The 24,569-nt window shown below is 66.4% G+C and carries 22 protein-coding genes; 5 read left to right on the plus strand and 17 right to left on the minus strand.

Going from position 1 to position 24,569, the window contains the following annotated elements:
- Positions 1 to 55 precede the first annotated feature (55 nt).
- The 4 genes from phnD to FCT00_RS15715 all read right to left on the minus strand — a co-directional run bounded on the left by phnD (position 56) and on the right by FCT00_RS15715 (position 4,285).
- Positions 56 to 961 carry a phosphonate ABC transporter substrate-binding protein gene (gene phnD / locus FCT00_RS15700; protein ID WP_138423758.1) on the minus strand — a complete coding sequence of 302 codons (906 nt, stop codon included), beginning with the start codon at positions 959 to 961 and terminating at the stop codon, positions 56 to 58.
- Between the two features lie 59 nt (positions 962 to 1,020).
- Complete coding sequence (phnC, locus tag FCT00_RS15705; protein WP_138423759.1) at positions 1,021 to 1,839, minus strand: phosphonate ABC transporter ATP-binding protein; 819 nt, start codon at positions 1,837 to 1,839, stop codon at positions 1,021 to 1,023.
- A gap of 94 nt (positions 1,840 to 1,933) precedes the next feature.
- Entirely contained in the window at positions 1,934 to 3,322 is a 1,389-nt protein-coding gene (locus FCT00_RS15710) for a phosphomannomutase (RefSeq protein ID WP_138423760.1), read from the minus strand.
- Positions 3,323 to 3,373: 51 nt separating this feature from the next.
- Positions 3,374 to 4,285, minus strand: a complete 912-nt coding sequence (locus FCT00_RS15715) for a LysR substrate-binding domain-containing protein (RefSeq protein WP_138423761.1) — start codon at positions 4,283 to 4,285, stop codon at positions 3,374 to 3,376.
- A 211-nt stretch (positions 4,286 to 4,496) separates the two neighbouring features.
- On the opposite strand from FCT00_RS15715, the gene katG reads away from it, so the two are divergent.
- Positions 4,497 to 6,689 carry a catalase/peroxidase HPI gene (katG, locus tag FCT00_RS15720; protein WP_138423762.1) on the plus strand — a complete coding sequence of 731 codons (2,193 nt, stop codon included), beginning with the start codon at positions 4,497 to 4,499 and terminating at the stop codon, positions 6,687 to 6,689.
- A 241-nt stretch (positions 6,690 to 6,930) separates the two neighbouring features.
- Here katG and FCT00_RS15725 read toward each other — a convergent pair whose 3' ends face one another.
- Positions 6,931 to 8,079 carry a CaiB/BaiF CoA transferase family protein gene (locus tag FCT00_RS15725; protein ID WP_138423763.1) on the minus strand — a complete coding sequence of 383 codons (1,149 nt, stop codon included), beginning with the start codon at positions 8,077 to 8,079 and terminating at the stop codon, positions 6,931 to 6,933.
- Positions 8,079 to 9,272: an acyl-CoA dehydrogenase gene (locus FCT00_RS15730; protein WP_138423764.1), complete on the minus strand. Its 1,194-nt coding sequence runs from the start codon at positions 9,270 to 9,272 to the stop codon at positions 8,079 to 8,081. Before FCT00_RS15730 ends, FCT00_RS15725 begins: the two co-directional genes overlap by 1 nt.
- A 101-nt stretch (positions 9,273 to 9,373) precedes the next feature.
- Between FCT00_RS15730 and FCT00_RS15735 the strand changes: the two genes are divergently transcribed.
- Positions 9,374 to 10,261, plus strand: a complete 888-nt coding sequence (locus FCT00_RS15735) for a LysR family transcriptional regulator (RefSeq protein ID WP_138423765.1) — start codon at positions 9,374 to 9,376, stop codon at positions 10,259 to 10,261.
- Here FCT00_RS15735 and FCT00_RS15740 read toward each other — a convergent pair.
- The 9 genes from FCT00_RS15740 to FCT00_RS15780 all read right to left on the minus strand — a co-directional run bounded on the left by FCT00_RS15740 (position 10,258) and on the right by FCT00_RS15780 (position 18,606).
- Positions 10,258 to 11,247, minus strand: coding sequence for a type II secretion system F family protein (locus FCT00_RS15740; protein WP_138423766.1), 990 nt, complete (start codon positions 11,245 to 11,247; stop codon positions 10,258 to 10,260). The two genes, FCT00_RS15735 and FCT00_RS15740, sit on opposite strands and share 4 nt — an antisense overlap.
- Positions 11,248 to 11,256: 9 nt before the next feature.
- Positions 11,257 to 12,207, minus strand: a complete 951-nt coding sequence (locus FCT00_RS15745) for a type II secretion system F family protein (RefSeq protein ID WP_138423767.1) — start codon at positions 12,205 to 12,207, stop codon at positions 11,257 to 11,259.
- On the minus strand, positions 12,207 to 13,619 hold the full coding sequence (locus FCT00_RS15750) for a CpaF family protein (protein WP_138423768.1): 1,413 nt from the start codon (positions 13,617 to 13,619) through the stop codon (positions 12,207 to 12,209). The genes FCT00_RS15745 and FCT00_RS15750 overlap by 1 nt, the downstream gene beginning before the upstream one ends.
- A 2-nt stretch (positions 13,620 to 13,621) precedes the next feature.
- A complete protein-coding gene (locus FCT00_RS15755) occupies positions 13,622 to 14,872 on the minus strand; it encodes an AAA family ATPase (RefSeq protein WP_138423769.1) in 1,251 nt (416 codons plus the stop codon).
- Positions 14,869 to 15,495 (minus strand): TadE/TadG family type IV pilus assembly protein, encoded by a 627-nt coding sequence (locus FCT00_RS15760; protein ID WP_138423770.1) that lies wholly within the window; start codon positions 15,493 to 15,495, stop codon positions 14,869 to 14,871. Before FCT00_RS15760 ends, FCT00_RS15755 begins: the two co-directional genes overlap by 4 nt.
- The gene (locus FCT00_RS15765; protein WP_138423771.1) at positions 15,492 to 15,986 is read right to left on the minus strand and encodes a TadE/TadG family type IV pilus assembly protein; all 495 of its coding nucleotides are present in this window, start codon (positions 15,984 to 15,986) and stop codon (positions 15,492 to 15,494) included. The genes FCT00_RS15760 and FCT00_RS15765 overlap by 4 nt, the downstream gene beginning before the upstream one ends.
- Entirely contained in the window at positions 15,986 to 17,473 is a 1,488-nt protein-coding gene (locus tag FCT00_RS15770) for a TadE/TadG family type IV pilus assembly protein (protein ID WP_171043016.1), read from the minus strand. The genes FCT00_RS15765 and FCT00_RS15770 overlap by 1 nt, the downstream gene beginning before the upstream one ends.
- Entirely contained in the window at positions 17,473 to 18,300 is an 828-nt protein-coding gene (gene cpaB / locus FCT00_RS15775) for a Flp pilus assembly protein CpaB (RefSeq protein ID WP_138423773.1), read from the minus strand. The genes FCT00_RS15770 and cpaB overlap by 1 nt, the downstream gene beginning before the upstream one ends.
- Before the next feature lie 111 nt (positions 18,301 to 18,411).
- Entirely contained in the window at positions 18,412 to 18,606 is a 195-nt protein-coding gene (locus FCT00_RS15780; RefSeq protein WP_008331049.1) for a Flp family type IVb pilin, read from the minus strand.
- 360 nt (positions 18,607 to 18,966) lie between these two features.
- Between FCT00_RS15780 and FCT00_RS15785 the strand changes: the two genes are divergently transcribed.
- Positions 18,967 to 19,692, plus strand: coding sequence for a helix-turn-helix transcriptional regulator (locus FCT00_RS15785; protein WP_171043017.1), 726 nt, complete (start codon positions 18,967 to 18,969; stop codon positions 19,690 to 19,692).
- 42 nt (positions 19,693 to 19,734) lie between these two features.
- The gene (locus tag FCT00_RS15790; protein ID WP_235889115.1) at positions 19,735 to 20,556 is read left to right on the plus strand and encodes a DUF6635 family protein; all 822 of its coding nucleotides are present in this window, start codon (positions 19,735 to 19,737) and stop codon (positions 20,554 to 20,556) included.
- A gap of 1 nt (position 20,557) precedes the next feature.
- Here the strand turns inward: FCT00_RS15790 and FCT00_RS15795 are convergent, their stop codons facing one another.
- Complete coding sequence (locus FCT00_RS15795; RefSeq protein WP_138423776.1) at positions 20,558 to 21,793, minus strand: lytic murein transglycosylase; 1,236 nt, start codon at positions 21,791 to 21,793, stop codon at positions 20,558 to 20,560.
- A 150-nt stretch (positions 21,794 to 21,943) separates the two neighbouring features.
- Between FCT00_RS15795 and FCT00_RS15800 the strand changes: the two genes are divergently transcribed.
- Positions 21,944 to 23,626 carry a dihydroxy-acid dehydratase gene (locus FCT00_RS15800; RefSeq protein WP_138423777.1) on the plus strand — a complete coding sequence of 561 codons (1,683 nt, stop codon included), beginning with the start codon at positions 21,944 to 21,946 and terminating at the stop codon, positions 23,624 to 23,626.
- Positions 23,627 to 23,628: 2 nt separating this feature from the next.
- On the opposite strand, the gene FCT00_RS15805 is transcribed toward FCT00_RS15800, so the two are convergent.
- The gene (locus tag FCT00_RS15805) at positions 23,629 to 24,552 is read right to left on the minus strand and encodes a PHP domain-containing protein (protein WP_138423778.1); all 924 of its coding nucleotides are present in this window, start codon (positions 24,550 to 24,552) and stop codon (positions 23,629 to 23,631) included.
- Between the last annotated feature and the right edge of the window lie 17 nt (positions 24,553 to 24,569).

Here is a 24,569-nt window from a genome sequence, read left to right on the forward strand (position 1 = left end):
GCCTTTCGGATACAAAGACCCCGCCGGGGTGCGGCGGGGTCGATGGTGGTCTGGTTTACTCGCTCTTGGCCTTGCGGGCCTCGATGATCGAGAGATAGGCGTCGTGGGTGATCGGGTCGAAGCCCAGCGATTCACCGGCCGAGATGTTGTAGGTGCACTCGGGGTCGGCGTCGTACATGCCGTCGACCAGCGCGGTCATCTTGTCCTTCACGTCCTGCGGCAGCGCCGAGGCGAGCACGATCGGGCCTTCGGGGATCGGCTTGGAGCGCCAGATTTCCACAAGGTCGTTCATGTCGACGAGGCCCGCGTCCACCGCTTTACGAAGCGCGCCGGAGTTGTAGCCGTCGGCCCATTCGCCCTGACCGTCGGCCCAGGTCACGCCGCCGTCGATGTCGCCGTTGTTGACTGCGACGATGGTCTGCTCATGCCCGCCGGTGAACACGACGTCGGCGAAATACGCGCCCGGCTCCATCGTGATCGCGTCGCCTGCCATTGGGATTTCGATGGACGGGATCAGGTAGCCGGAGGTCGAGTTCGGGTCACCGAAACCGAACACCTTGTCCTGCATGTCCTCAAGCGAGGTGATGCCACTATCGGCGCGGGCGAAGCCGATGGAATGGTAGCCGTAGGAGCCGTCGAGGTTGATCTTGACCAGCACCGGCTCGACCGCTTCGGGGTCTTGCAGGTAGGTGGCGGCATAGGCGGAGGCGCCCAGCCACGCCATGTGGATCGTGCCGCCCAGCAGGCCCTGAATGACACCGTTGTAGTCGGCGGGGGCGAACAGTTTGACCGGAACGCCCAGAGCGTCTTCGGCATAGGTCTTGAGGCATTCGTGGTTGTTCAGGCGGTCCTGAGCGTTTTCGCCGCCCAGAATACCGATGTTGAACTCTTCGATGCCTTGGGCCATGGCCGGGGTCACCAGCGCGGTGGTGGCAAGGGCAGCCACGAGGATGCGTTTCATCTGTCTCTCTCCGTTTCAGGTTGATTGTGGGGCGTCCTGCCCCGGTCGATGAAAGGGTGTCAGGCGGTCGCGGTGGCGCGGGCGGTGATGGCCGGGCGCGCGGCATCGCGGATTTCGGTCGAAGTGGCGTCTTCGGAAAAGCTGTCGTCCGCGCCGTAGATGTCGCGGGCCACGCCGGTGGTCAGTTGCGCGGGCGTGCCGTCGAACACGATCCGCCCGTCGCGCATCCCGATCACCCGGTCGCAATAGCGCCGCGCGGTGTCGAGCGTGTGGAGGTTGGCGATGACCATCCGCCCGTCTTCTTCGTGGATGCGCCGCAGCGTCTCCATCACGATCTGGGCGTTCATCGGGTCGAGCGAGGCGATGGGTTCGTCCGCAAGGATCACCTTTGGGTCCTGCATCAGCGCCCGCGCGATGGCGACCCGCTGCTGCTGACCGCCCGACAGCGCCTCGGCACGTTTGGCGGCATGTTCGGCAATGCCCATGCGTTCGAGAATGTCGATGGCGTGATGGATGTCTTCACGCGGGAACAGGTTGAACATCGTGGCGAAGGTCGAGCGGCGATTGAGCGTGCCGTGCAGCACGTTCGACACCACGTCGATGCGCGGGACGAGGTTGAACTGCTGAAAGATCATCGCGCAGTCGGCCTGCCAGTTGCGGCGGTCGTGTCCGCGCAGGGTCAGCACGTCGCGCCCGTCGAAGGTCAGGCTGCCTTGGGTCGCGTCCGTCATCCGGTTCATCATCCGCAGGAAGGTGGACTTGCCCGCCCCCGAGCGCCCGATGATGCCCAGCATCATGGGCCGATCGACGCTGAAATTCATGGAATCGACCGCCGTGTTGCGGCCAAAGCGTTTGGTCAGGTTTTCGACAACCAGCATGGAGCCCCCGTCTGTCACGGGGGTCCGTATGGGGCGAGTCCGTCACCGGAATGTGTCGCTGGCGTAAAGCTTTTGTAACGCCGCGCTGCCGTGATCAGGTCAGGGCGGCGCGCAGCTTTTCGATGTGCAGGGTGACCAAATTCGCGGCGGTTTCGGAATCGCTCGCCTCGGCATAACACCTGAATTCGGGCGCGTTGCCGGAGGGACGCAGATGCACCACGACCCCCTCGGCGAAGGTCACGCGCAGCCCGTCCGTGGTGTCGGTCGCGGTTTCCGTCAGGCCTTCACCGAAGTACGCCGCGCGCGCGGCCCGGTCGCCCTCAAGCCCCGCGATAAAGGCGCGCGCCACCTCAGGCTCCACACCTTGCAGGCGGTCGGCGGCGGTGAAACGCGGCGGCAGGGTCGAGGCGAGGCCTGACAGGTCCAACCCCTCGGCCTTTGCCCGCGCGAGCGGCGCGATCATCGGCAGCAGGCTGTCGCGGGTCATGAGCGGGGCAAGCTTGCCCGCTGGCCCCTGCGCTTCGAACCCGAGCAGGAAGCCCCCGTTCGCCTCATACCCGGCGACCTTGGCGGCGGGGTCGGCGTCCAGCGCCGCCTCCATCGCCGCAATCACGAAGGGCGAGCCGATGCGCGTCAGGTCCACCCGGTCGAAGCCCAGTTCGGACACCATCGTGTTGGAGGACACCGGCGTGCAGATCACCTGCGCGCCCAGCATCTGCGCCGTGAGCGGGCCAAGCACGTCGCCCGGCGCGATCCGCCCCGTCTCGTCCGTCACCATCGGGCGGTCGGCATCGCCATCGGTGGACACCAGAGCCGACAGCCCATGCTGGGCGCACCAGCCCGCGAACATCTCGCGCGTCTCGGCGTCCACCGCTTCGGTGTCGACCGGGATGAAAGTGTCCGAACGGGCGAGCGGCACGACCTCGGCCCCCAGTTCGGCCATGACACGGATCAGAATGTCGCGGGCCACGGACGAATGTTCATAGACGCCGATCCTGAGCCCCGACAGCGCATCGGCCCCGAAGGCCCGCACATACCGCGCAACGTAAAGGTCCGGCGCGTCGTAGCGCGGCTCTTCCTCGGCATGGCCGCCACGCGGGGCGCGCCCGAGGGCCGCTGTGATGCGCCCTTCGTCGTCCTTCGAAATCTCACCCGTCGGCAGATAGAATTTCAGCCCGTTGCGGTCCGCCGGGATGTGACTGCCCGTCACCATCACGGCCCCCGCCTGCCCGGCCATCGACACCAGCGCCAGTGCGGGTGTCGGCACCGGGCCAAGGCGAACCACGTTCACGCCCTCGCCCAACGCCGCATCGGCCACGGCATCCGCGATGTCGGGCGAGGATGGGCGCAAGTCCCATCCCAGAAAGATCGTGCCGTTATGCAGGCAGGCGGCAAGGAACGCGCGGGTGTAGTCGCCCACCAGTTCCGGCGTCAGTTCCGTGACGAGGCCCCTCAGCCCGCTCGTTCCGAATTTCGGTGCCATGTCCCTGCCCTTCGCCTGTTTTCCCGTTTGTCCCGGCCCGGTGCCCGTGGGTCAAGCCGCATTCGCGGGGCGGCCCGCCATCGCGGCGGCGCGCACGACTTCGGCCACCTCGCGCAACTGGCCCGCCAGCGGACTTGTCCGTCGCCAGATCATCCCGATCGTGCGCGTCGGCTGCGGTTCGGGAAACCGGGCGACCGAGACGTCCGTCGCCCGCGTCTCGACCGGGACGGCCATTTCGGGGATGAGCGTGACACCGATGCCCGACCCGACCATCTGCACCAGCGTCGAAAGCGACGACCCGTCCAGCGTCTCGCGCGGCAAAGCGGACTGGATGTTGCAGAACGACAGCGCCTGATCGCGAAAGCAATGCCCCTCTTCCAGAAGGAGCAGCCGCATCTCGCGCAGGCCCTCACGGTCGGGAACGGGTTTGTCGGCATCATCGGGTGGACGCACGAGCACGAAGTCCTCTTCGAATAGCGCGACTTCGGTGAACGCGGGTTCCGATATGGGAAGCGCGAGAATGGCCGTGTCCAGCCGCCCCTCGTGCAACTCGGTGATAAGCTTCGACGTCAGCGACTCCCGCACATGAATGTCGAGGTCGTCGTGCTCCAACGACAGCCGACCGATGATGGCGGGCAGCAGATAGGGTGCGATAGTCGGGATCACCCCGATCCTGAGCCGTCCGGCGAGCCGCCCCTTGGCCGCGCGCGCCAGATCGCCCAGTTCATCCACACCGCGCAGCACCTCCCGCGCTTTCGCCACGAAATCTTCACCGAACGGGGTCAGCCGCAACTGGCGGGGCCCACGTTCGACCAGAGGTGTCCCGAGTTCTTCCTCAAGCTCCTTGATCCGCATCGAAAGGGCCGGCTGCGAGATGGCGCAGGCATCGGCCGCGCGCCCGAAGTGGCCGTGTTGCGCGAGGGCGTCGAAATAGCGGAGCTGTTTGATCGTCAGGTTTGTCATAACCCCTAATTATGACAACCATCAGAAAACGCAACTTTTAGATATCGAACGCGAATGTTAGATTGATTCTAGGAGGAGGACATTCCATGCGCCGCCAAGGTCGGATCAAGGACTTTGGCGGGGTCGACGTGACCGTTGGCCCCGCAAAAGCGGTCGTATGCCCTGTCCTTCGAGAGCGCATAACAGACTGACTCTAAAGGGAGAGTACCTCATGGACGGCAATGCTGCATCAAAATGCCCCTTCGCCGGTGGCGCAGCGGTCACGCAAGGGACCCGCACGAACCGCAACTGGTGGCCCAACCAGCTGAACCTCAAGATCCTGCACCAGAACTCGGACCTGTCCGACCCCATGGGCGACGATTTCGATTACGCCGAGGCGTTCTCCAAGCTCGACCTCAAGGCGCTGAAGGCGGACCTCACCGCGCTGATGACCGACAGTCAGGACTGGTGGCCAGCCGATTTCGGCCACTACGGCGGCCTGATGGTCCGCATGGCATGGCACGCCGCCGGCACCTACCGGATCGGTGACGGTCGAGGCGGCGCAGGCACGGGGCAGCAGCGGTTCGCGCCGCTGAACTCCTGGCCGGACAACGCCAACCTCGACAAGGCGCGTCGCCTGATGTGGCCGATCAAACAGAAATACGGCAACGCGATTTCCTGGGCCGACCTGATGGTGCTGGCGGGGAACGTCGCGCTGGAATCGATGGGCTTCAAGACCTTCGGTTTCGCCGGTGGCCGCGCGGATACTTGGGAGCCGGAAGAGGACGTGAACTGGGGCGCCGAAGAAGAGTGGCTCGGCACCGATCAGCGGTTCCACGGTGAGCGTGACCTCGACAACCCGCTGGGCGCGACGCACATGGGCCTGATCTACGTGAACCCGGAAGGGCCCGAGGGCGAGCCGGACCCCGTGAAAGCCGCGCACGACATCCGCGTGACCTTCGCCCGTATGGCGATGAACGACGAGGAAACCGTCGCGCTGATCGCGGGCGGCCACACCTTCGGCAAGACGCATGGCGCGGGCGACGCCGCCCTCGTCGGCGCCGAGCCCGAGGGCGCGGGGCTGGCCGAGCAGGGCTTCGGCTGGACCTCGACCCACGGCAGCGGCATGGGTGCCGATGCGATCACGGGCGGCCCGGAAGTCACCTGGACCAAGACCCCGACACAGTGGTCGAACAACTTCTTCGAGAACCTGTTCGAATACGAATACGAGCTGACCGAAAGCCCGGCGGGCGCCAAGCAGTTCGTGGCCAAGGACGCGCCGGAAATCATTCCCGACCCGTTCGACCCCAACAAAAAGCACAAGCCGACGATGCTGGTCACCGACCTGTCGCTGCGCATGGACCCGGAGTACGAGAAAATCTCGCGCCGGTTCTATGAAAACCCCGACCAGTTCGCCGACGCCTTCGCCCGTGCGTGGTTCAAGCTGACCCACCGCGACATGGGGCCGAAGACGCGCTATCTGGGCGAGGAAGTCCCGGCCGAGGATCTGATCTGGCAAGACCCGATCCCGACGTGCGATCACCCGCTGGTCGACAGCGCGGACATCGACGGCCTGAAAGCCAAGATCCTGTCGTCGGGCCTGTCCGTGTCGGACATGGTGAAAACCGCCTGGGCCTCGGCTTCGACCTTCCGGGGGTCCGACAAGCGTGGCGGGGCCAACGGGGGCCGCATCCGTCTTGCCCCGCAGAAGGACTGGGACGCGAACGAACCGGCAGAACTCGCCCGCGTGCTGGGTGTCTATGAAGGCATCATGGCCGACTTCAACGGCGCGGCCTCGGGCGGCAAGAAAATCTCGCTCGCCGACCTCATCGTGCTCGGCGGTTCGGCCGGGATCGAGAAGGCGGCCAAGGATGCCGGTCTGGACATCTCGGTGCCCTTCACGCCGGGCCGGATGGATGCCTCGGACGAGCAGACGGATGTCGAGAACTTCGAGCCGCTCGAACCGCTCGCCGACGGTTTCCGCAACTACCAGCAAGTGGAATTCGCGGTGCCGGCCGAGGCGATGATGGTCGACAAGGCCCAGCTTCTGACCCTGACCGCACCCGAAATGACGGTGCTCGTGGGTGGCCTGCGGGTGCTGGGCGCGAACCACGGCGGGTCGGCGCATGGCGTGCTGACCGACAAACCGGGGACGCTGACCAACGACTTCTTCGTCAATCTCCTCGACATGGGGTGCAAGTGGTCGGCCACGGACGACGCCGAGACGACGTTCGAAGCGCGGGACCGCAAGACGGGCGAAGCGAAGTGGACCGGGACGCGCTGCGATCTGGTGTTCGGCTCGAACTCGCAACTCAGGGCGATTGCCGAGGTCTATGGCCAGTCGGACGCGAAAGAGAAATTCGCGGCGGACTTCGTGAAGGCCTGGGTCAAGGTGATGGACGCGGACCGCTTCGACGTGAAGTGACCTGACCTTAGCGACTTTCGGGGGCGGCCTTTCGGGGCCGCCCTTTTCTTGTCTGGGGGTTCGGCTCGGGCTTGGCTGGACGGGATCGCGGGTGCGCTTGGAGTTCGATCCACCAGGATACCAGAATACTAGGATTCTAGTATCCTGGTTGCTTTAATATCATTATTTTACAGTACCTTGAACTCACAGCACCCGCTCAATTCGTTAATGCCACGCGTTTCGCAGCACCCGGGGCACCGCGTCAGGACCGCTCCCCAAACGCCCACTTCCCTTGCCCCAGACTAGGCGAGGCGCGACCGGACACCGTCTCGGCATCGGACAACCGGATGGGCGTGCGAACCCCCGGTATCCCCTCGGGCCGGATCACCATTCCACGTGCCGCCATCTGCGGATCGTCGATCGCCTCGGCCACCGTGTTGATCGGCCCCACCGGAATGCCCAAGGCCGTCAGCCGCTCGATCAAAGCCGCCTTCTCGACCTCCGCCGTCGCGGCGGCAATCGCGTCGCAAAGCTCGCCGCGATGCGCGACCCGGCCCGCGTTGTCGGCGAACCGCGCGTCGGTCAGAAACGGATCGAGCCCAAGTGCCGCGCACAAGGCCCGGAACTGACGGTCGTTCCCCGTCGCGATGATGACGTGGCCATCGGCCACCGGGAACACCTGATAGGGCACCAAATTCGGATGGGCATTTCCCATCCGCGTGGGTGCCGCACCGGACACGAGGTAATTCATCGCCTGATTGGCGAGCACGCCGACCCCCGTCTCCATCAGCGATACGTCGACCTGCTGCCCGCGCCCGGTCCGCTCCCGCGCCGCAAGCGCCGCTTGCACCCCGATCACGCCGTGCAGGCCGGTCAGGATGTCGATCCACGCGACCCCGATCTTCTGCGGCTCGCCATCCGGGTCGCCGGTCAGGTCCATGATCCCGGTCATGCCCTGCGCCATGAAGTCGTAGCCCGGCTGATGCTTGCGCGGCCCGTCCTGACCGAAACCGGACACCGAGGCATAGACCAGCCGGGGGTTCAGCGCGGCGCAGCTTGCGTAATCCAGCCCGTATTTCGCAAGGCCCCCGACTTTGAAATTCTCGATCAGGACGTCGGCTTCTGCGATCAGCGCCTTCAGCCGCGCCAGATCGTTCGCGTCGCGAAAATCGCAGACGACCGAGGATTTCCCCCGGTTCGCGGAGTGGAAATAGGCCGCCACCCGCTCGGTCCCGCCATCCGGCAATGGCCTTTCGATGAAGGGTGGCCCCCATTTGCGGGTGTCGTCGCCGTCCGGGCTTTCGACCTTGATGACCTCGGCCCCCAGATCGGCAAGCGTCTGGCCGATCCACGGACCGGCCAGCACCCGCGCCAGTTCGACGACCTTCAGCCCCGCATACGGTGCTGTCATCAGAAGAACGCCTGAAGGCCCGTCTGCGCACGACCCAAGATGAGCGCGTGAACGTCGTGCGTGCCTTCGTAGGTGTTCACTGTCTCGAGGTTCTGGGCATGACGCATGACGTGGTATTCCGACGAGATGCCGTTGCCGCCATGCATGTCGCGGGCCTGCCGGGCGATGTCCAAAGCCTTGCCGCAGTTGTTGCGTTTGACGATGGAGATCATCTCGGGCGCGAACTTGCCCGCGTCCATCAGCCGCCCGACGCGCAGCGCGCCTTGCAGGCCCAGCGCAATCTCGGTCTGCATGTCGGCCAGTTTCTTCTGGTAAAGCTGCGTCGCGGCAAGCGGCCTGTCGAACTGCTTGCGCTTCATCCCGTAGGCATGTGCCCGGAACCAGCAATCCTCGGCCGCCCCCATCGCGCCCCACGAGATGCCGTAACGCGCACGATTCAGACAGCCGAACGGCCCGGACATGCCCGACACGTTCGGCAGCAGCGCATCCTCGCCCACTTCGACATCTTCCATGACGATTTCGCCGGTGATGGACGCGCGCAAGCTGAGCTTGCCTTCGATCTTGGGCGCCGACAGCCCCTTCATGCCCTTCTCCAGCACGAAACCGCGCACCTTGCCGTCATGCGCTTCGGACTTGGCCCAGACAACGAACACGTCCGCAATCGGGGAGTTCGAGATCCACATCTTGGACCCGTTCAGCACATAGCCGCCGTCGGTCTTTTTCGCGCGCGTCTTCATGCCCGCCGGGTCCGAGCCTGCATCGGGTTCGGTCAGGCCGAAACAGCCGATCCATTCACCGGACGCCAATTTGGGCAAGTATTTCTGCTTCTGCGCCTCGGACCCATAGGCTTCGATCGGATACATCACCAGCGACGACTGCACCGACATCATCGAGCGATAGCCGCTGTCGATCCGCTCCACCTCACGCGCGACGAGGCCGTAGGAGACATATCCCGCGCCGACCCCGCCGTAGGCGTCGGACACGGTGACGCCAAGCAGCCCGGCGGCCCCCATCTCGGCGAAGATCGCCGGGTCGGTCGTCTCATTGAGATAGGCGTCCTTCACGCGGGGTGCGAGCTTGTCGGCGGCAAAGGCGGCCGCCGTGTCGCGGATCATGCGCTCGTCTTCTTCGAGCTGATCGTCCAGCAGGAATGGGTCTTCCCACTTGAAACTCTGTCCTTTCGCGTCGGCCATCTGATCCTCCTAGTCCGTCGTTTCCATGTGCATAATCGTTGAAAACCCGCCTGAACATCGGCATTTTCCCAAGAGTTGATGCACTTTATGCATGAGGCGCCATGCGCAACCGTCGTTTCCTCCCGTCGATCTCGGTGCTCGCCGCCTTCGACGCCGTGATCGCCACCGGATCGGTGACCGCCGCCGCGCGCGAGCTGGACCTCACACAAAGCACCGTAAGCCGCCTGATCCGCACATTGGAAGAGCAGTTGGGGCGCGATCTGTTCGTGCGGCACAAGAAGCGGCTGGTGCCGACCCCCGCCGCGCTCGATCTGGCCGGGGACGTGGGGCGGGCGCTCGACCTCATTCAGCGGGCGAGCATGAAGGTGGTGGCGAACCCCGAAGGCGGCTCCCTGTCCGTCGCCACGCTGCCGACGCTCAACGCGCAATGGCTCGGCCCGCGGCTCAAGTCGTTCCTCGACACCAATCCGGGGATCAACCTGAGCCTGACCACCCGCCTGCGCCGCTTTTCGTTCGAGACCGAGCCGGTGGATGCGGTGATCTACTTCGGCGACGACGACTGGCCCGGCGCGCATCATCTGCGCCTTTTCGGCGAGCATTACACCGCCTGCGCTGCGCCCAACCTCATCGCCGGGGCCGACGTCACCGCGCCCGCCGACCTCGCCCGCCTGCCGCTCCTCCAACTGGAAACCCGGCCCCTCGCGTGGGCCGACTGGTTCGCCGCGCATGACGCGCCGCCGCCGCGCGCCGACGGGATGCTGTTCGACCATTTCTCGATGATGACGCAGGCGGCTATCGCGGGGCTTGGCGTCGCGATCCTGCCCGCCTACCTCGCGGCCACCGAACGGTCCGAGGGGCGGCTGGAGCCGCTGTTCACTCCGGCGGTGCCGGGGCGCGGGTCGTACTGGCTCGCCTGGCCGGAACCGCGCGATGCCTATCCACCGCTGGTCGCGTTTCGCGACTGGTTGGTCGGGCAGCCCGCGCCCTAGTCTCCGAAGACCGAAAGGTAGCGGATCACGGTCGGCCCCAGTGTGATGAGGAACAGCGCGGGCAGCATCATCACCGACATGACCCCGGACATCTGCACCGGCAGGCGGTTGGCCTTTTCGATCGCCTTCATCTCGCGCATCTCGCGCATTTCGGCGGCATAGGCGTTCAGCGCCTTGGCGATGGACGTGCCGTATTCCATCGACTGACTGACCACCTGCGCAAAGGCCGAAACCTCGGCCACGCCCATCCGCTCGGCCATATCGGCCAGCGCCTGCCGCCGGTCGCGGCTGGCGAGGATTTCGGCCTGACACAGCAGGAACTCTTCGGAAATGGCCGGGCTGACGGTAGCAAGGCTCTGACCAACGCGCGTCATCGCCGCATCGAACCCCATGCCCGCCTCGGTCGAGATTTGCAGCAGGTCGAGCGCGTTGGGAAACCCCGCCTCGATCTCGGCCTGTCGCGCCCTGATCTTGCGCTTGAGCCAGATCGTCGGCGACCAGAACCCGATGGCGGTGCAGATCGCGACGAGGCGCGAGGCGGAAATGAAGGTGAAGCCGCCGACGAGTTTGTCTAGGAACCAGGGCAATCCGATGCTCATGTTCAGGGCCGTCAACGCCAGTGCGATGACCGGCGCGGCGGTGGCGAGGATCAGACGTAGCACGAAGAAGTTGCGCAGCGCGTTCGGACCGCCGAACCCGGCCCGCCGCAATTGGTCGCGGATCTGGGTCCGTTCGGCGCGCTCCTCGGGGATCAGCGCCTTGAGCATCCCCTCGGGCAACGCATCGGGTGTCTTGAGCAGGTCACGGTTCGCCGCGCGCCCATAGGCGGCGGACGCCGCGCGCATCCGTTCGGCCGCCGGGTCGCGCATCGCGATCGCGGTCCAGAGCGCGAGGCCGATGAACACGACCGACACCGCGACCATAGCCATGAGCAGACCGGGCGAGTTCAGGAGCGAAGTCAGATCGGAAAACGTATCACCAAGCATCGCGAAACCTCACACACGGAACGAAACGAGTTTTCTGAGCATCAGCGCATTGCCCAGAACCAGCGCGAGGATCGCGCCGCACATCGGCCAGAACGCCGGATCGTCCTTGACGGACGCATAGTATTCCGGCGCGGTCAGCGAAGTGCCCACATACATGAGCACCGGCATCGCCGAGAGGATGATGGCGGTGATCCGCCCTTCCGAACTGACAGCCGAAACTCGGCGACGCATGGTGAAGCGACCCCGGATCACCCGCGCAAGGGTTTCGAGCATCGCGCCGAGATTGCCCCCGGTCGCGTGCTGGATTTGCACTGCGGCGGACAGGTAATGAAAATCCTCGATGTCGATGCGCCGCGCCAGATCGTCGACCGCGTCGGTCAGGCTGTCGCCATAGGCCACCTGATCGGCGAGGATGCGGAACTCCGCCGCGATGGGGTCGGGCAAGGTGGTGGCGACGTTGCGGATCGTAACGTTCAACGGGTGGCCGACGGAGAGCCCCCGCTTCATGAGGTCGAGCGCGTCGGGCAGTTGCCGGGTCAGCGCGTCGGCCCGTTTGCGGGCCGCGGTCGAGATGACGAGCGTCGGGACGAGAACACCGACCCCCACGGCCACCACAAGCGCAAGGCCCGCGCCGATCACCCCCTGAAGCACGAGGAACAGGACCGAGGTGACAAGCGCCGACCCCAGCACCAGCACGTTGGGCGACAGGGTCATGCCGGCACGCCGCATACGCACCGGAATGGTTCCGAGGATCGGCAGACCGTCTAGCGCGGTCCGCTCCACCAGCTTGCGCAGCCGGTCACCCGTTCCCGCGTCCCCACCCGCCTGCATCCGGCGCATCCGATCGAGCCGAACGCTGTCGTCCGCCGGGCGGCGCATCGACCAGACGGCGGCCCCGAGCAGGCAGAGCGCCAGAACGGCAAGGCCGATCAGCAAAGCTGTGCCGGACAGGCCCGCCATCACACCGGCTCCGCTGCGGTGAAGATGCCCGTGGGCAGCGGATAGCCCGCCGCCTCGATCGCCTCGACCGCGCGGGGGCGCACGCCGGTCGGACCGAAGCGTCCGATCACGTTGCCCTCCGCATCGCGCCCCGCACGGCGGTAGGCGAAGATATCCTGCATCAGGATCGTATCGCCCTCGATCCCGTAAACCTCGGAGATCGCCATGACGCGGCGCCTGCCGTCCGACAGGCGGTTGAGTTGCACGACGATGTTGATCCCTGCGGCCACCTGCGCGCGCACGGCGGACAGCGGGAAGTCGTTTCCGATCATCACCACCATCTGTTCGAGCCGCGAAATCGCATCGCGGGCGGTGTTGGCGTGGATCGTGGTCATCGACCCGTCATGCCCGGTGTTCATCGCCTGAAGCATGTCGAAAGCCTCCGGCCCCCGCACCTCGCCGATCACGATCCGGTCGGGCCGCATCCTGAGCGCGTTCTTGACGAGAAGCCGCTGGCTCACCTCGCCCGCGCCTTCTACATTCGCGGGGCGGGTTTCAAGCCGCACCACATGCTCCTGCTGAAGCTGAAGCTCGGCGGCGTCCTCGATCGTCACGATCCGCTGGCGACGGTCGATGAAGGACGACAGCGCATTCAGCATCGTCGTCTTGCCCGACCCGGTGCCGCCGGAAATCAGCACGTTCATCCGCGCACCGACCGCGGCATGGAGAAACGCGGCGGCGTTCCGGCTCAACGCGCCTTGGCTCACCAGCTTTTCCATCGTCAGTTTGTCGGCCGAGAACTTGCGGATCGAAAGCGACGGTCCGTCGATGGCACAGGGCCGGATGATCGCGTTCACGCGGCTTCCGTCCGGCAGGCGCGCATCGACCCACGGCTGGCTTTCGTCGATCCGGCGACCCACGCGGCTGACCATCTTGTCGATGATCCTGAGCAGGTGCTTTTCATCGCGAAACGTCGTCGGCGCGCGTTCCAGCAGGCCGCCGCGTTCGACGAAGACGTTGCGATGGCCGTTGACGAGGATGTCCGAAACGCTGTCATCCGCAAGCAGCGGTTCGAGCGGGCCGAGCCCCATCACCTCGTCGATCAGTTCGCCCACCAGCCGCTTGAAGCTGTCCGATCCCATCTGGATGCGGTTGTCGTTCAGATGCGTGACGACCAGCGCCGAAATCGCCCGGCGCAGTTCCTTGAGGTCGGCCTCTTCGATCAGGGCGAGGTTCACCTCTTCGAGGATGATCTCGTGCAGGCGGTGCTTGAGGTCGAACCATGCGCTCGTCTCGCCTTGCGAGCTGTGCGCGACCGGGGCGGGCGCGGGCATCGGCACGACGTTCCGCGTGTCGGTTGGGCGCACCCCGGCGGCAACGGGCGCCGGTTTGCGCGCGTCGCGTCCACCGCGGAAATCATTGAAAATCGGCATGCTCAGGCCCTCCGCCGGTTCGAATTCTTGAAGTCTGTTCTGATCTGCTCGACGACCGGACCCATGGCGCGGCTTACGGGTGCCTTCGGGCCGGACAGTGCCATCGGCTGCCCGTGCGCGCGCGCCCGTGCGGCGGTCTTGTCGTCGCGGGGGAGCCATGTGGCGAGGGTCTGGCCGAGGAAATGCTCCGCCTCCTTCACATGGGCGGCACCCGGCTTCTTCTCCTTCGACACAACGACCTGCACCGGCAGTGCGGCGTGATCGTCGGTGTAGAGGTCGATCATCCGTCGGATCTGGCGCACCGTGTGGACCGAGGTATCGCCGAGGATGAAAAAGCGGTCTGCCCGGGCCAGCACGGCGTCGATCCAGTCGACGACGACACGCGGCAGGTCGAGCACGACGTAGTCGTAGGCCAGGCGAAGTTCGTCGATCAGCCGGGCGACCATGTCCGGCGTCATCGCATCGAGCGGGGCAAGCATCACGGGCGCGGCCATCACGTCGAAGCCGCCGGATGCATAGCTCTCCAGCGCCCGCTTCAGAAAGGATTGGTTCGGGCTCGCTTGCCCCTGAAGCATCTCCAGATAGGCCCCGCCATCGGTCAGGTCGATGGAGGCGCCCAGAACGCCGTTTTGGAAGTCGAGGTCCACCACCGCGACCCGCGCGGCCTCGCCTTTCGATGTCTTGTCGGGGCGTGCCAGCAGCGTGGCGAGGTTCAGCGCGAAGGTCGTCGTGCCGACACCGCCCGCCGCACCGCAGACGGCAAGCACCATTGCGTCGCGCGTCTCGCCCCCGGTGGTTTCGGCCTGCGTGGTCAGCGCACCGAGGCTCGCCGCATGGTCCGCTTGCGGCTGGGTGTTGGACAGCGGAATGACCTCGGCCACCCCCGCCTCCATCAGCGTGCGCGCCGTCGCCAGCGTCAACGCCTCGCCGGTCACGCCGAGGATTTGCAGATCGTCCCCGAAGTGGCGCTTGAGTTCGCGAATGATCGCGATGTCGGTGTCGTTTCCGGGGCGGATCTCGAAGACCAGCAATTCGATACCCGCAAGATCGGCATCCTCACGCGAGATGTAGTCCGCAAGGCCGAAGGGTTTGTGGCGGACGTCAAGGTTGGCATCCTGCGCCAGCCCCCGCGCGACCATTTCGGCCATGCCGGGCGTGCCGGACAGCATCAGGGTCCGGGTGCGCGCAGCCTTTGGCGCCGCGACCGGCAGATCGGCGTCGGTGAAGCGGGGCGAGATGGCCAACTCGGTCATGTGTTCTCTCCATCCATGAGGATTTCGGCGGGCAACGAGGCGCTCATCCCCGGAAAGGCGATGGCCGCCCCGACCTTGCCGTCGGCATTCGCGCCCAGAAGCGTGGCAAGCGCCCCGATGGGCGTCACGAATTCAAAGTCGAGGTCGACGATCTCGACCGTGACGCGGGGCGTGTAAGGCCCGCCGACGAAGCCGAGGTTCCCGTCGTAGTCGTAGCCGAAACGCAGGTTGGCGGGCGTCGCGTTGGTCGGCAGAAGCGCCGTGATGCGGGCGTAGATTTCGGCCCCCGTCGCGCCCGACTGCGCAGCCGTGCAGGACACCGAACCGGGGTCGGCGCACAGCCCATCGCCCGCCGAACAGGCGGTTCCGTAGGGGGTCAGGCTCCAGCCGATGCTGCGCGTGGTCGCCGCCGGCACGCCATCGCAGGCGGGCGTCCGAACCACCGCGGCGCGCACCGCCTGCTCGGTCGCCTTCTGCGCCATGACATAGGCGAAGCCCAGACGACCGAAGTCGATCAGGCCGAAGGCGAGCAGCAGGAAAAGGGGCATGATGATCCCCATTTCGACAAGCGCCGCACCGCCCTCGTCCCGCCGGAAGCGGATGATATGGCCGCGCAGGGTCATGTTCCGAAAATCCGGCCCTGATCGCTCACCTGCGTCGATGCGGTGGGCAGGGTCATGCCCGCCAGTTCGAACACGCGCGCGAAGGGAAAGGTGATGTTCAGCACGGCGGTCACGGTCGCCACCGGCACTGTGCCGGTGCGGTAGTCGCCGGTCGCACAGGTCAGCGCGGCGGTCACCGAGGACACGGTGATCGACGCCGGAAAGATCAGCGTTCCGTCCGAGGCGTTGCGCACGATGTCGGTGACGGTCGCCTGCCAGTCGTCCAGATCGGCGCCGACCTCGTCACAGATCGTGGGCGTCTCGACCCGCGCGACATAGCGTGTCGCGTCGCGCACGCCCGCGATGGTCGCCTGATAGGCCCAGAAGGTGCGCGCGGCCTCGATCGTCACGCCGAAGAGGATCAGCATGAGCGGCAGGACGAGGCCGAACTCGGCCAGCACCGCGCCCTCGTCGCGGCGTGCGAACCGGCGGATATGACGAAACGCGCGCATCAATCGTAGAGCCTCACCACGTCGCGCAGCACCGCATCGGTGACGTTCTGCGAGGGGTCCGGCCCGACCTGCCCCACGATCTCGACCGCGACACCGTCTGTGCCGTCAAGGCCGACCGGAGTCATCAGAAAGACCTCGGCGAAGCCAAGCACTGGGACGCCCGTGGACCCGGCCGAGACACCGTTCGCGCCGCAATCCACCACCGCCGCCACCAGTACGCGGCGGGCCGGGTCTTCGGACACCGCCGAGGTGCATTGCGGCCCGACGACCAGATCGAGAACGTCGTCCACGATGCCGCCGACGCCGCCGAGCAGACCGCCCAAACCCCCGGACGACCCACCACTCGGCCCGTCCGGGGTTTCGCCCGCCAGTTCGGCGGCAAGCTCGGCCTGAAAGTATCCGAAGCGCGTCGTCGCGGTCGGGTAAGGGTCGGTGCCGCCATAGTTCACGTCGACATAGGCGTCGCGCCCCGCGCTCCAGTCGCCATCGCCCAGAAGTCCGCAGGTTCCGCCCGCCTGACAATCGTCGAGCGGCAGTCCCGCCGCCCCCGAGAGCGAGACGTTCGTGCCCGTCAGGCATTGACCCAGAAGCGGCTCGAACGCCGAGAGCACGTTCGAGGCGGCAGGATAAAGCGCGTCGTTCACGAGGTCCGTGGCCGGGCCGTCGAATATGTCGAAGGGGATGTTGAGCGAGGCGTCGAGACTGACCGACAACAGGCTGTCGCGCACAGTGACCCCGTCATCGGCAAGGCAGACCGGCTTGTCGCCTTCCGCCGCGATCATGCAGATGTCGAGGCCGACACCGTCAAGACCCGCGCACAGGCTGTCCATTCCGATAAGGTCCGCGACCGGATCGAGCGGGGCGAGCGCGCCGGGGGCGAGTTGACCCACATCGGCGGCAAGGTGCAGGTCGAGCGACCGGCCCACACTGGCCCCGATGTCGAAGCCGGCACCCGGCGCGCAGATCATCAGGGGCGTGACATTGCAGGCATAGCGCGTGAAACCCGCGACGGCATGGGCGCCCGCGCGGTCGCGTCCGGCACCGTTGCCCGACAGGGCGGCATAGACCGCGCCGAAGATCGGCGTCACGGCGCGATCCGAGACCCGGACCGACACGTATTTCGCCGCCTCCGGGGTGGTCGTGGCATCGATCTCGCCCGACGCGTCCGGCCGCACCGCGTAGAAGGTCAGGACGAAATCCTCCGCGCCCAAGGCGCCCGGCCCTTCGCCATAGGTCTGGCTGTCCGCGATCAGTTGTTCGGCGGCGGCCTGCGCGCGGGTCAGCGCGTCGGCACCCCCATCAAGCTCGCCCGCCGCCGCCAGCGCCACGTTGTCGGCGAAGCTCTGCATCTCGGACTGCGTGGCTGCGACGCGACCGAAATCGTAGCTCAGGGCGACGATGCCCGAAAAGATGGCGAGCATCAGCGCGAACACGACAAGCACGGCGCCGCCCTCGTCGCGCCAATGGGAAGCCAGGCGGGACCGCATCATTGCTCCAGAACGATCTCTTCCGACGCCACGCCACGGCGCACACGCACCGTCGTCGGGTCGAGCGCGGGGGCCTGAACGACCACCTCGGGTTCCGGCGCGGGTTCGGGATCGCCCCAGACGTCGCGCAGGGTGATCTGATCCATCTCGCCGGTGTCACCGATGGCATCGTCATTGCGCAGGATCAGGCTCAGTTGCCCGGCTTCCTGCGCCAGGACAAGGCGCTGACTGTCGCGCGGCGCGACCTCGACGGTGATCGTGCGGGCCTTGCGGGCGCCCCGCGCCTCGGTGTCCTGATCGACGGCCAGAACGCGGGTATCCTGAAGGATGACGCCCGTGCGAAGGGTGTCGCCCCGCCCCTGCGTCAGGACGATATCGACATGGTCGCCGGGGGAGACGAAGCCGCCGACGGCCGTGTCCGCGTTCACCCGGATCGCGACGGCGCGGGTTCCGGGCGAAAGGGTCGATCCGATCGTCACCGAGGCGCCGAATTCGGAAACATTGGCGGCGAGAACGACATCGCCCTCGTGGATTGTCTGGGTGGCGCGGCGCGGGGCCGTGCCTTCGGCGCCGAGCAGGACCGTGGCGCTGTCGAAGGCGCCCGTTGGCACCAGATCGGCAGGCCATGTCTGGGGGACGAGGTCGTCGCGGCGGATCGGCTCACCGAACCGGATGTCTCGCGCGGCGGCGATCAGCACCACCGTTTCCGGCACGGCCACCGTCGGGGCGGCCTGTTCGGACCCGCCCAGCACGCGCTGTGCGACGGCGGCACAACCGACGGCAAGTGCGATGCCGCTCGCGGCGAGGATGAGGGGTGCTTTTCGCATGATCTGCTCGTTTTCACTCGTAAGACTGGCCTTCGCCTTCTGTCCCGGGCGAAGTGCGGGTCACGCGCCGCGCAGACCTGAAACTGCGCGACGCGTGGCGAGGTAATCGGCTCAGCTCGGGGCCGGTGCGTCCGGGAGGGCGCTGGACGCGGCGCCCATCGATTCCGACACGTCGCCCGAGAGGGTGAGGAACGCGCCAGCGCCGATGGTGATGGCGAGGGAGAGGGCGATCCCGTATTCGACGAGGGTGGCGCCGCATTCGTCGCGCTGGAAACGGCCCAGCGCAGCCTTGATAACATTGAACATACTAGCTCCTTGGGGGTTGGACGAAACCGACGCGGCCCGCCTCAATGCCTATGAACGTGTCGGAAAACGGAAATCCGGGCATCATTCAAAGGGATGAGAACTGCAACCAAGGGTTGAGCGCCTAGCGCCGAAAGGGTCAGGGCAACCTTACCTTTTCACAGGATCGACACAGTGCTGCCGCCGCACCGCCACATTTCGCCTCGGAATCTAACCTTTTGTTCAGAAAGGCGGCCCGGATCGTGGTCTTTTGCAAATTGCGAAACCTGAATCCGGGATGTTGAATACCTTAATAATTCCCCACTTTTGGACGCGGTTTTTCGTTGGATGGCGGTGTCGCGACCAGAAACGAAGGGGCTCATCATGGTCATACCGCTGAACCACCGCCGCATCGCAGCAGCGTCACCCACATCGGACCTCGGCTGTTTCGTGCGAGTCGGCCACGTGGCCACGCTCACACTGTCCGGTCAGGCCGACTTCCGCTCGATGGCCGAAGCGATCGCCGTCGCGACGCGGGCCGACCGTCTGGCGCTCGTCCGGCTTCGCAAGGGCAGCGACCAGGCGGATATGATCGTGGATGTCGGGGGCGTCGACACCCGGAAGCTGAACGACCTCGTCTGGATCGCGGCCGAGGGGGAGGTGGGAAGCCTCAAAACCTATTCGGGCGACTATTTCGAGAAATTCACGGTCCTGCTCGGCAAGAACGACGCATATGCCGACATCCTGTTCATCGCCTGCCCGGACCCGGCGGTGACCGAACTCCTCGGCTCGGAACTCGCCTTTCTCTGGTCCACGCGCAAGAAGGGCCTCGTTTCGCGGCTCATCGGGCAGGAAGAGCACCTCGAACCCACATCGGTCTATCCGCTCCTGTCGCCGGAAAATCCCTATGACCTGACACGGGCCGAGGCGCGGATCTGCAAATCTCTGGCCGACGGTCTAAAACCCGCCGAGATCACCGAACGCCTGCATTGCTCCATGCCCACCGTTCGCACGCATCTGCGCAACATCTATGCCAAGACCGGGCTGAACGGGATGCTCGCTGTGGTGCACAAGCTGCACGCCGACATGAACGGCGCGCCCGTCACCTGAGGCACGATTGCTTTTCCCGGCGCCCCACCCCACTTGATCGGTGTGGACACGTCAGAGACACCTCAAACCCTGCCGCGCGGCGAGATCCGGGCGTTCGTGCTGGAAACCTTCGGGCTTCGCGGCACCCTGCGGCTGCATCGCGCGGCCCTTGGCGGCGATCTGATCCGCGCGCCGCTGAACGTGATCCTCGCGCCCGTGTTTCTGCTGACGCGCCTTGCCGCTCTGCTCGCGCGAGTGATGAAACGGCATCGGGCCGCAGACTGGCTCGCCACGCGCCGCATCCTGCTTCGCACCCGTGTGGCGACCGAAGTGGCCGCGCGGGTGGCGGCGTTCATTCACGAGCTGGACGGTCACGGCATCGGTCCCGGTGCGCCGGTGGACGAGACGCGTGCGGCGATCGACGCCTATGTCTCGACCCGCAGCGCCGTGGCCGAGATCGTCACACTGATCGTCGTCATCCTATCCGGCTTTCTGCTGTTTCACACCGCGACCCCCGGCCTCGTATCGCTCGCTGGCCCCTTCGCCGATCTGGGGGCCCAGTCCATCGCCATCGACCGGTTCCCGCTTGGCCCTGGCATCGGGCGGCTTTGGTATGGCCTGTTCCCGGCGGCGCTGCCGATCTGGATGGTGGTCGCGGTCTTTCTGGCGCTCTCTGTCGCCAGCGCCTTCGTCACGACCTTTGCGGGCCTCGTCGCCGATCCGGTTCAGGTCGCGACCGGCACGCACCGCCGCAGGCTGGAGCGCCTTTTCCGCCGCCTTGCGGACCGCGCCGGGCCGGAAGGGCTTGCGCGCGAGCATGTCGCGGCCCGGCTGGGCGATATCGGCGACCTTGCCTTCAACCTGATCCGCTTCCTGCGCGGCTGAGTTACGGCACCATCGCGGATTTGAGCGCCTTGCTGGGAAAGCATGTGGCCTCGCGCCCGTTGGCCTCCTGCCAGCGCCCGATGGAGCGGCGCGTCTTGTAGCCCGGCAACCCGTCGACCCCGCCGACGTCGTGCCCCTGCCCTTCCAGCGCGCGCTGAATGTCGGCGATGTCCGAGCGATACATTCCGCCGACATCGCCCCAATCGCCGCGAAAATCCCCGATGCCATACTGGATACGGTCGCCCACATGCCCCACGAACAGGGCGTACAGGTCGCTCGTGTTGTAATCCTTGAGCACATAGAAATTCGGTGTGACGACGAAGGCCGGACCGAACCGGCCGGCGGGCATCATCAGATAGCCCTGGCCTTTCGCCTCGTGTTCGGGAAACGGACGGCCCGAGACGCGGGTGATCCCCATATCGGCCCAATCCGCGATGGTGCGCCCCTGATCCGGCCCCTCCAAAGTGCAACTGATGGAGGCGGGCACCCTGACCTCGAACCCCCAGTCGCGGCCCGCGACCCAGCCGTGGTCGGCCAGATAGGCGGCGATGGAGGCGATGGTATCGGCTTCGGAGCCCCAGATATCCGCCTTGCCGTCGCCGTTACCATCGGTGCCGTAGCGCGCGAAGTTGGACGGCATGAACTGCGGCTGCCCCAATGCGCCCGCCCAGCTGCTGCGCATCTCACGCGGGTCGAGATGCCCCGCCTCGGCGATTTCCAGAGCGGCGATCAACTCGTCGGTGAAGTAATCCGCGCGCGTGGACATGAAGCCTTTGGTGCCCAGCACTTCGAAGGCGTCATACCGGATCGCGACCCGGCCATAACCGCTCTCGCGCCCCCAGACGCCAAGAACGATCCGCCCCGGCACGCCTGTCTTTTGTTCGACCGCGTCTAGGGTGGCCGCGTGACGGCGGGCCATGACCTTTCCGACCGAGGTGGCACCGTCCAGCCCGTTCCGGTTGAAGTATTTCGCGGGCGCCCCGAACTCCGCCTGCCGCTGGTTCTGCGGCGTCTCGCGCACCGTTCCCGGGGGCACGAGGTCGGGAAGATCCCAGTTCAGCGTTACACCGTCGAAAGCCGCATCGAACGTGTCCCGCGACACGCCGTTGGCCTGTGCGCGCGGCCAGACGGTCATGTCCAGCCAGTCCTGAAACTGCCCTTCCACAGCGTCACGATCCTGCCCAGCGGCGGGTGTGGCGATCAGGGCAGCGAAGATCAGGGCATGTAGCCAGCGCATGAAACGAACGTCCAAAGGTCGCCCCGACCCTAGGGCCAATCCCGCGCGGCACCAAGGCGGGGGTTCCGCCATCGGCTGAAAACCCCGCCACGTCCCTTTCCGCCGCCCCGGTCTTCGGTCACAGTGCCGGCGAGGACAGGGAGGACCGACATGACCAAACGCGACACGCTCATCTCACGCACCATCGTGGAGGGGCTCGACCGTGCGCCCCACCGCGCCTTCCTGCGCGCGATGGGGCACGACGACACGGCACTGGCCAGCCCGTTCGTCGGCATCGCGCATACCGCGAGCGAGGTGACGCCCTGCACCATGTCGCTCCCGCCGCAGATCCAGTCGGCCAAGCTGGGCATCACCCGCGAAGGGATGACACCCTTCGAATTCGGCACGATCACCGTGGCCGACAGCATGTCGATGAACCATCGCGGGATGCGCTTTTCGCTCGTCTCGCGTGAGATCATCGCGGACAGCATCGACGCGGTGGTGCGCGGCCATGCCTATGACGGGCTGATGACCTTCGCCTCCTGCGACAAGACGCTACCGGGCATGTTGATGGCCATCGCGCGCATCAACCGCCCTTCGGTCTTCCTGTATGGCGGGGCCGCGCTGCCGACGCCGTGGAACGGGCAGGACATCGGGGTGGTCGACGTCTACGAAGGCGTGGGGCGCGTCTACGAGGGGACATCGAGCGAAGAAGAGCTCGACGCGATGGAGCGGGTGGGCGTGCCCACCGTCGGCTCCTGCGCCGGGCAATTCACGGCCAACACCATGGCGCTCGTGGCCGAGGTTCTGGGCTTGGCCCCCCTCGGTGTCGCCTACCTTCCCGCCGTCTATTCCGAACGGCAAGTGCTGGTGAAACGCGCGGCGGGCCTGTTGCGCCGCGCCGTGGACGAGAACAGCCCGCTGCCCTCGGACCTCATCACGCGCGAGTCGCTGGAAAACGCCGTGGTCGCGGTCGGCGCGACGGGCGGATCGACCAATGCCCTGCTCCACCTGCCCGCCATCGCGAACGAGGTCGGGATCAGCTTCACGCTGGACGACATCGCGAAGGTGCTTGAGGACGTGCCGCTGGTCGCCGACCTGAAACCCGGCGGCGCCTACTGGGCGCGCGACATGCACCACGTGGGCAGCACCCCGGCGCTCCTGCGCGTGTTGAAGGGGGCGGGCGTGCTGCACACGGATACGCCGAGTGTCGAGGGCCGGACGCTGGGTGAACTGGCCGACACCGGCCCCGAAGCGGACGGCAAGGTGATCCGGGCCATGGGCAATCCGGTCACGCCGACCTCGGGCGTGGTGGTGCTCAAGGGCTCGCTCGCCCCCGAAGGCGCTGTGCTCAAGGTCGCGGGTCTCAAGCACACAGTCCACGAAGGCCCCGCACGGGTGTTCGAGTGCGAGGAGGATGCCGTGGCTGCCGTGCGCAAACGTGAATACGAGGCGGGCGACGTCATCGTGATCCGCAACGAAGGCCCCAAGGGCGGGCCGGGGATGCGCGAGATGCTGGGCGTCACCGCGCTCCTCTACGGTCAGGGCATGGGCGAGAAGGTCGCGCTCATCACCGACGGCCGCTTCTCAGGCGCGACGCGGGGTCTGTGTATCGGTCACGTGGGGCCCGAAGCGGCGGCGGGTGGCCCCATCGGCCTGATCCGCACGGGCGATATCATCCAGATCGACGCAGGCAAGCGGGAGTTGAACGTGAAACTTTCGATCGACGAGCTTGCCCGGCGCACCCGCCCCCCGGTGCCCGAGGGGCTGGAACCCGAAACGCCGACCCTGCGCAAATACGCGGCCCTCGTCGGCCCCGCGCATCTGGGCGCGACCACGCACCGGAACACCTAGGCTCAGGGGCGCGGGAAAGGATTGCTCCACGCCTGCTTTCCCGCCGCATCCACCACGGTCACGCGCAACCAATCGCTGTCGTAGAACCGCATGAGCGGCACTTCGGTCCGCGTCATGGACGTGCCGTGGACCGCTGCCGTGCCCTGCCCCCGACCCTGCACGATGATCGACACCGCGGCGGTGGTTTCCACGGTCACCGCGCTTTTCGTCACGTCGATGCCCCGGATTTCCGGCCCTTGGGAGGCGTAGAACTCCCCCCGCTTCAGCGCCGCCAACAGCAGATCGGGATCGTTCGCTTCGGCCTTCACCATGACCCAGCCTCCGAAATGGTCCGGTTCGGTGAAATGGGCGTCGTCCGTCGCGATGATCGTAAGGTCGCGCCCCTCCGACAGCAGGAGGTCGAGCACATGTCCGCCGCCGCCGCGCGCCGCCCCGGCTTCGCACCCGTGGTTATAGATCTCGACCGCATGGGCCGCGTCGATCGACCGGGCGTCCGCCAGCGTCAGCCCCGACCAGTGCGGATGCGCGATGGCGATGAAAGCCCCGGCATCGCGCGCACGACGTGCGACCTCGGGCCCGGTCTCCTGCGCGTCGACGGCAAGGAACCCGGGCGAGTTTGAGGGCGCGAAATCGGCGGGTAACCCGACGGCGAGGATGTGCCACAGATCCCCATTCTCCATCGCGCCGGAATGCAGCTCGGCCCCCAGAAGCGTGGTGAAGGCGTTGTTGCGATACGGCAGCGTATCCGCGATGGGGTAGTCGAACATGCCGACGAAATGATCGGTGAGCGCGATGAAATCATAGCCCTCGGCCTGATAGCGTCGGCACACCTCGCCGGGGTCGAGCGCCCCGTCGGACAAGTTGGAATGGGTGTGCAGGTTTCCGCGCCAGAACCGTCCGGGCGCCGTGAATGCGGTCAGCGACATCGTGCTCTCCTTGTTGC

It is taken from the genome of Maritimibacter alexandrii, from assembly GCF_005871115.1.
Taxonomy (GTDB): Bacteria; Pseudomonadota; Alphaproteobacteria; order Rhodobacterales; family Rhodobacteraceae; genus Maritimibacter; species Maritimibacter alkaliphilus.

Bases quoted from the DNA above. Each gene is read 5' to 3' on its own strand.
- phnC (WP_138423759.1), bottom strand. From the start codon at position 1,839: ATGCTGGTTGTCGAAAACCTGACCAAACGCTTTGGCCGCAACACGGCG.
- FCT00_RS15805 (WP_138423778.1), bottom strand. From the start codon at position 24,552: ATGTCGCTGACCGCATTCACGGCGCCCGGACGGTTCTGGCGCGGAAAC.
- FCT00_RS15745 (WP_138423767.1), bottom strand. From the start codon at position 12,207: ATGGCGGGCCTGTCCGGCACAGCTTTGCTGATCGGCCTTGCCGTTCTG.
- FCT00_RS15800 (WP_138423777.1), top strand. From the start codon at position 21,944: ATGACCAAACGCGACACGCTCATCTCACGCACCATCGTGGAGGGGCTC.
- FCT00_RS15785 (WP_171043017.1), top strand. From the start codon at position 18,967: ATGGTCATACCGCTGAACCACCGCCGCATCGCAGCAGCGTCACCCACA.
- FCT00_RS15770 (WP_171043016.1), bottom strand. From the start codon at position 17,473: ATGCGGTCCCGCCTGGCTTCCCATTGGCGCGACGAGGGCGGCGCCGTG.
- FCT00_RS15710 (WP_138423760.1), bottom strand. From the start codon at position 3,322: ATGGCACCGAAATTCGGAACGAGCGGGCTGAGGGGCCTCGTCACGGAA.
- cpaB (WP_138423773.1), bottom strand. From the start codon at position 18,300: ATGCGAAAAGCACCCCTCATCCTCGCCGCGAGCGGCATCGCACTTGCC.
- FCT00_RS15750 (WP_138423768.1), bottom strand. From the start codon at position 13,619: ATGCCGATTTTCAATGATTTCCGCGGTGGACGCGACGCGCGCAAACCG.
- FCT00_RS15795 (WP_138423776.1), bottom strand. From the start codon at position 21,793: ATGCGCTGGCTACATGCCCTGATCTTCGCTGCCCTGATCGCCACACCC.
- FCT00_RS15740 (WP_138423766.1), bottom strand. From the start codon at position 11,247: ATGCTTGGTGATACGTTTTCCGATCTGACTTCGCTCCTGAACTCGCCC.
- FCT00_RS15715 (WP_138423761.1), bottom strand. From the start codon at position 4,285: ATGACAAACCTGACGATCAAACAGCTCCGCTATTTCGACGCCCTCGCG.
- FCT00_RS15780 (WP_008331049.1), bottom strand. From the start codon at position 18,606: ATGTTCAATGTTATCAAGGCTGCGCTGGGCCGTTTCCAGCGCGACGAA.
- FCT00_RS15735 (WP_138423765.1), top strand. From the start codon at position 9,374: ATGCGCAACCGTCGTTTCCTCCCGTCGATCTCGGTGCTCGCCGCCTTC.
- katG (WP_138423762.1), top strand. From the start codon at position 4,497: ATGGACGGCAATGCTGCATCAAAATGCCCCTTCGCCGGTGGCGCAGCG.
- phnD (WP_138423758.1), bottom strand. From the start codon at position 961: ATGAAACGCATCCTCGTGGCTGCCCTTGCCACCACCGCGCTGGTGACC.
- FCT00_RS15760 (WP_138423770.1), bottom strand. From the start codon at position 15,495: ATGACCCTGCGCGGCCATATCATCCGCTTCCGGCGGGACGAGGGCGGT.
- FCT00_RS15765 (WP_138423771.1), bottom strand. From the start codon at position 15,986: ATGCGCGCGTTTCGTCATATCCGCCGGTTCGCACGCCGCGACGAGGGC.
- FCT00_RS15730 (WP_138423764.1), bottom strand. From the start codon at position 9,272: ATGGCCGACGCGAAAGGACAGAGTTTCAAGTGGGAAGACCCATTCCTG.
- FCT00_RS15755 (WP_138423769.1), bottom strand. From the start codon at position 14,872: ATGACCGAGTTGGCCATCTCGCCCCGCTTCACCGACGCCGATCTGCCG.
- FCT00_RS15725 (WP_138423763.1), bottom strand. From the start codon at position 8,079: ATGACAGCACCGTATGCGGGGCTGAAGGTCGTCGAACTGGCGCGGGTG.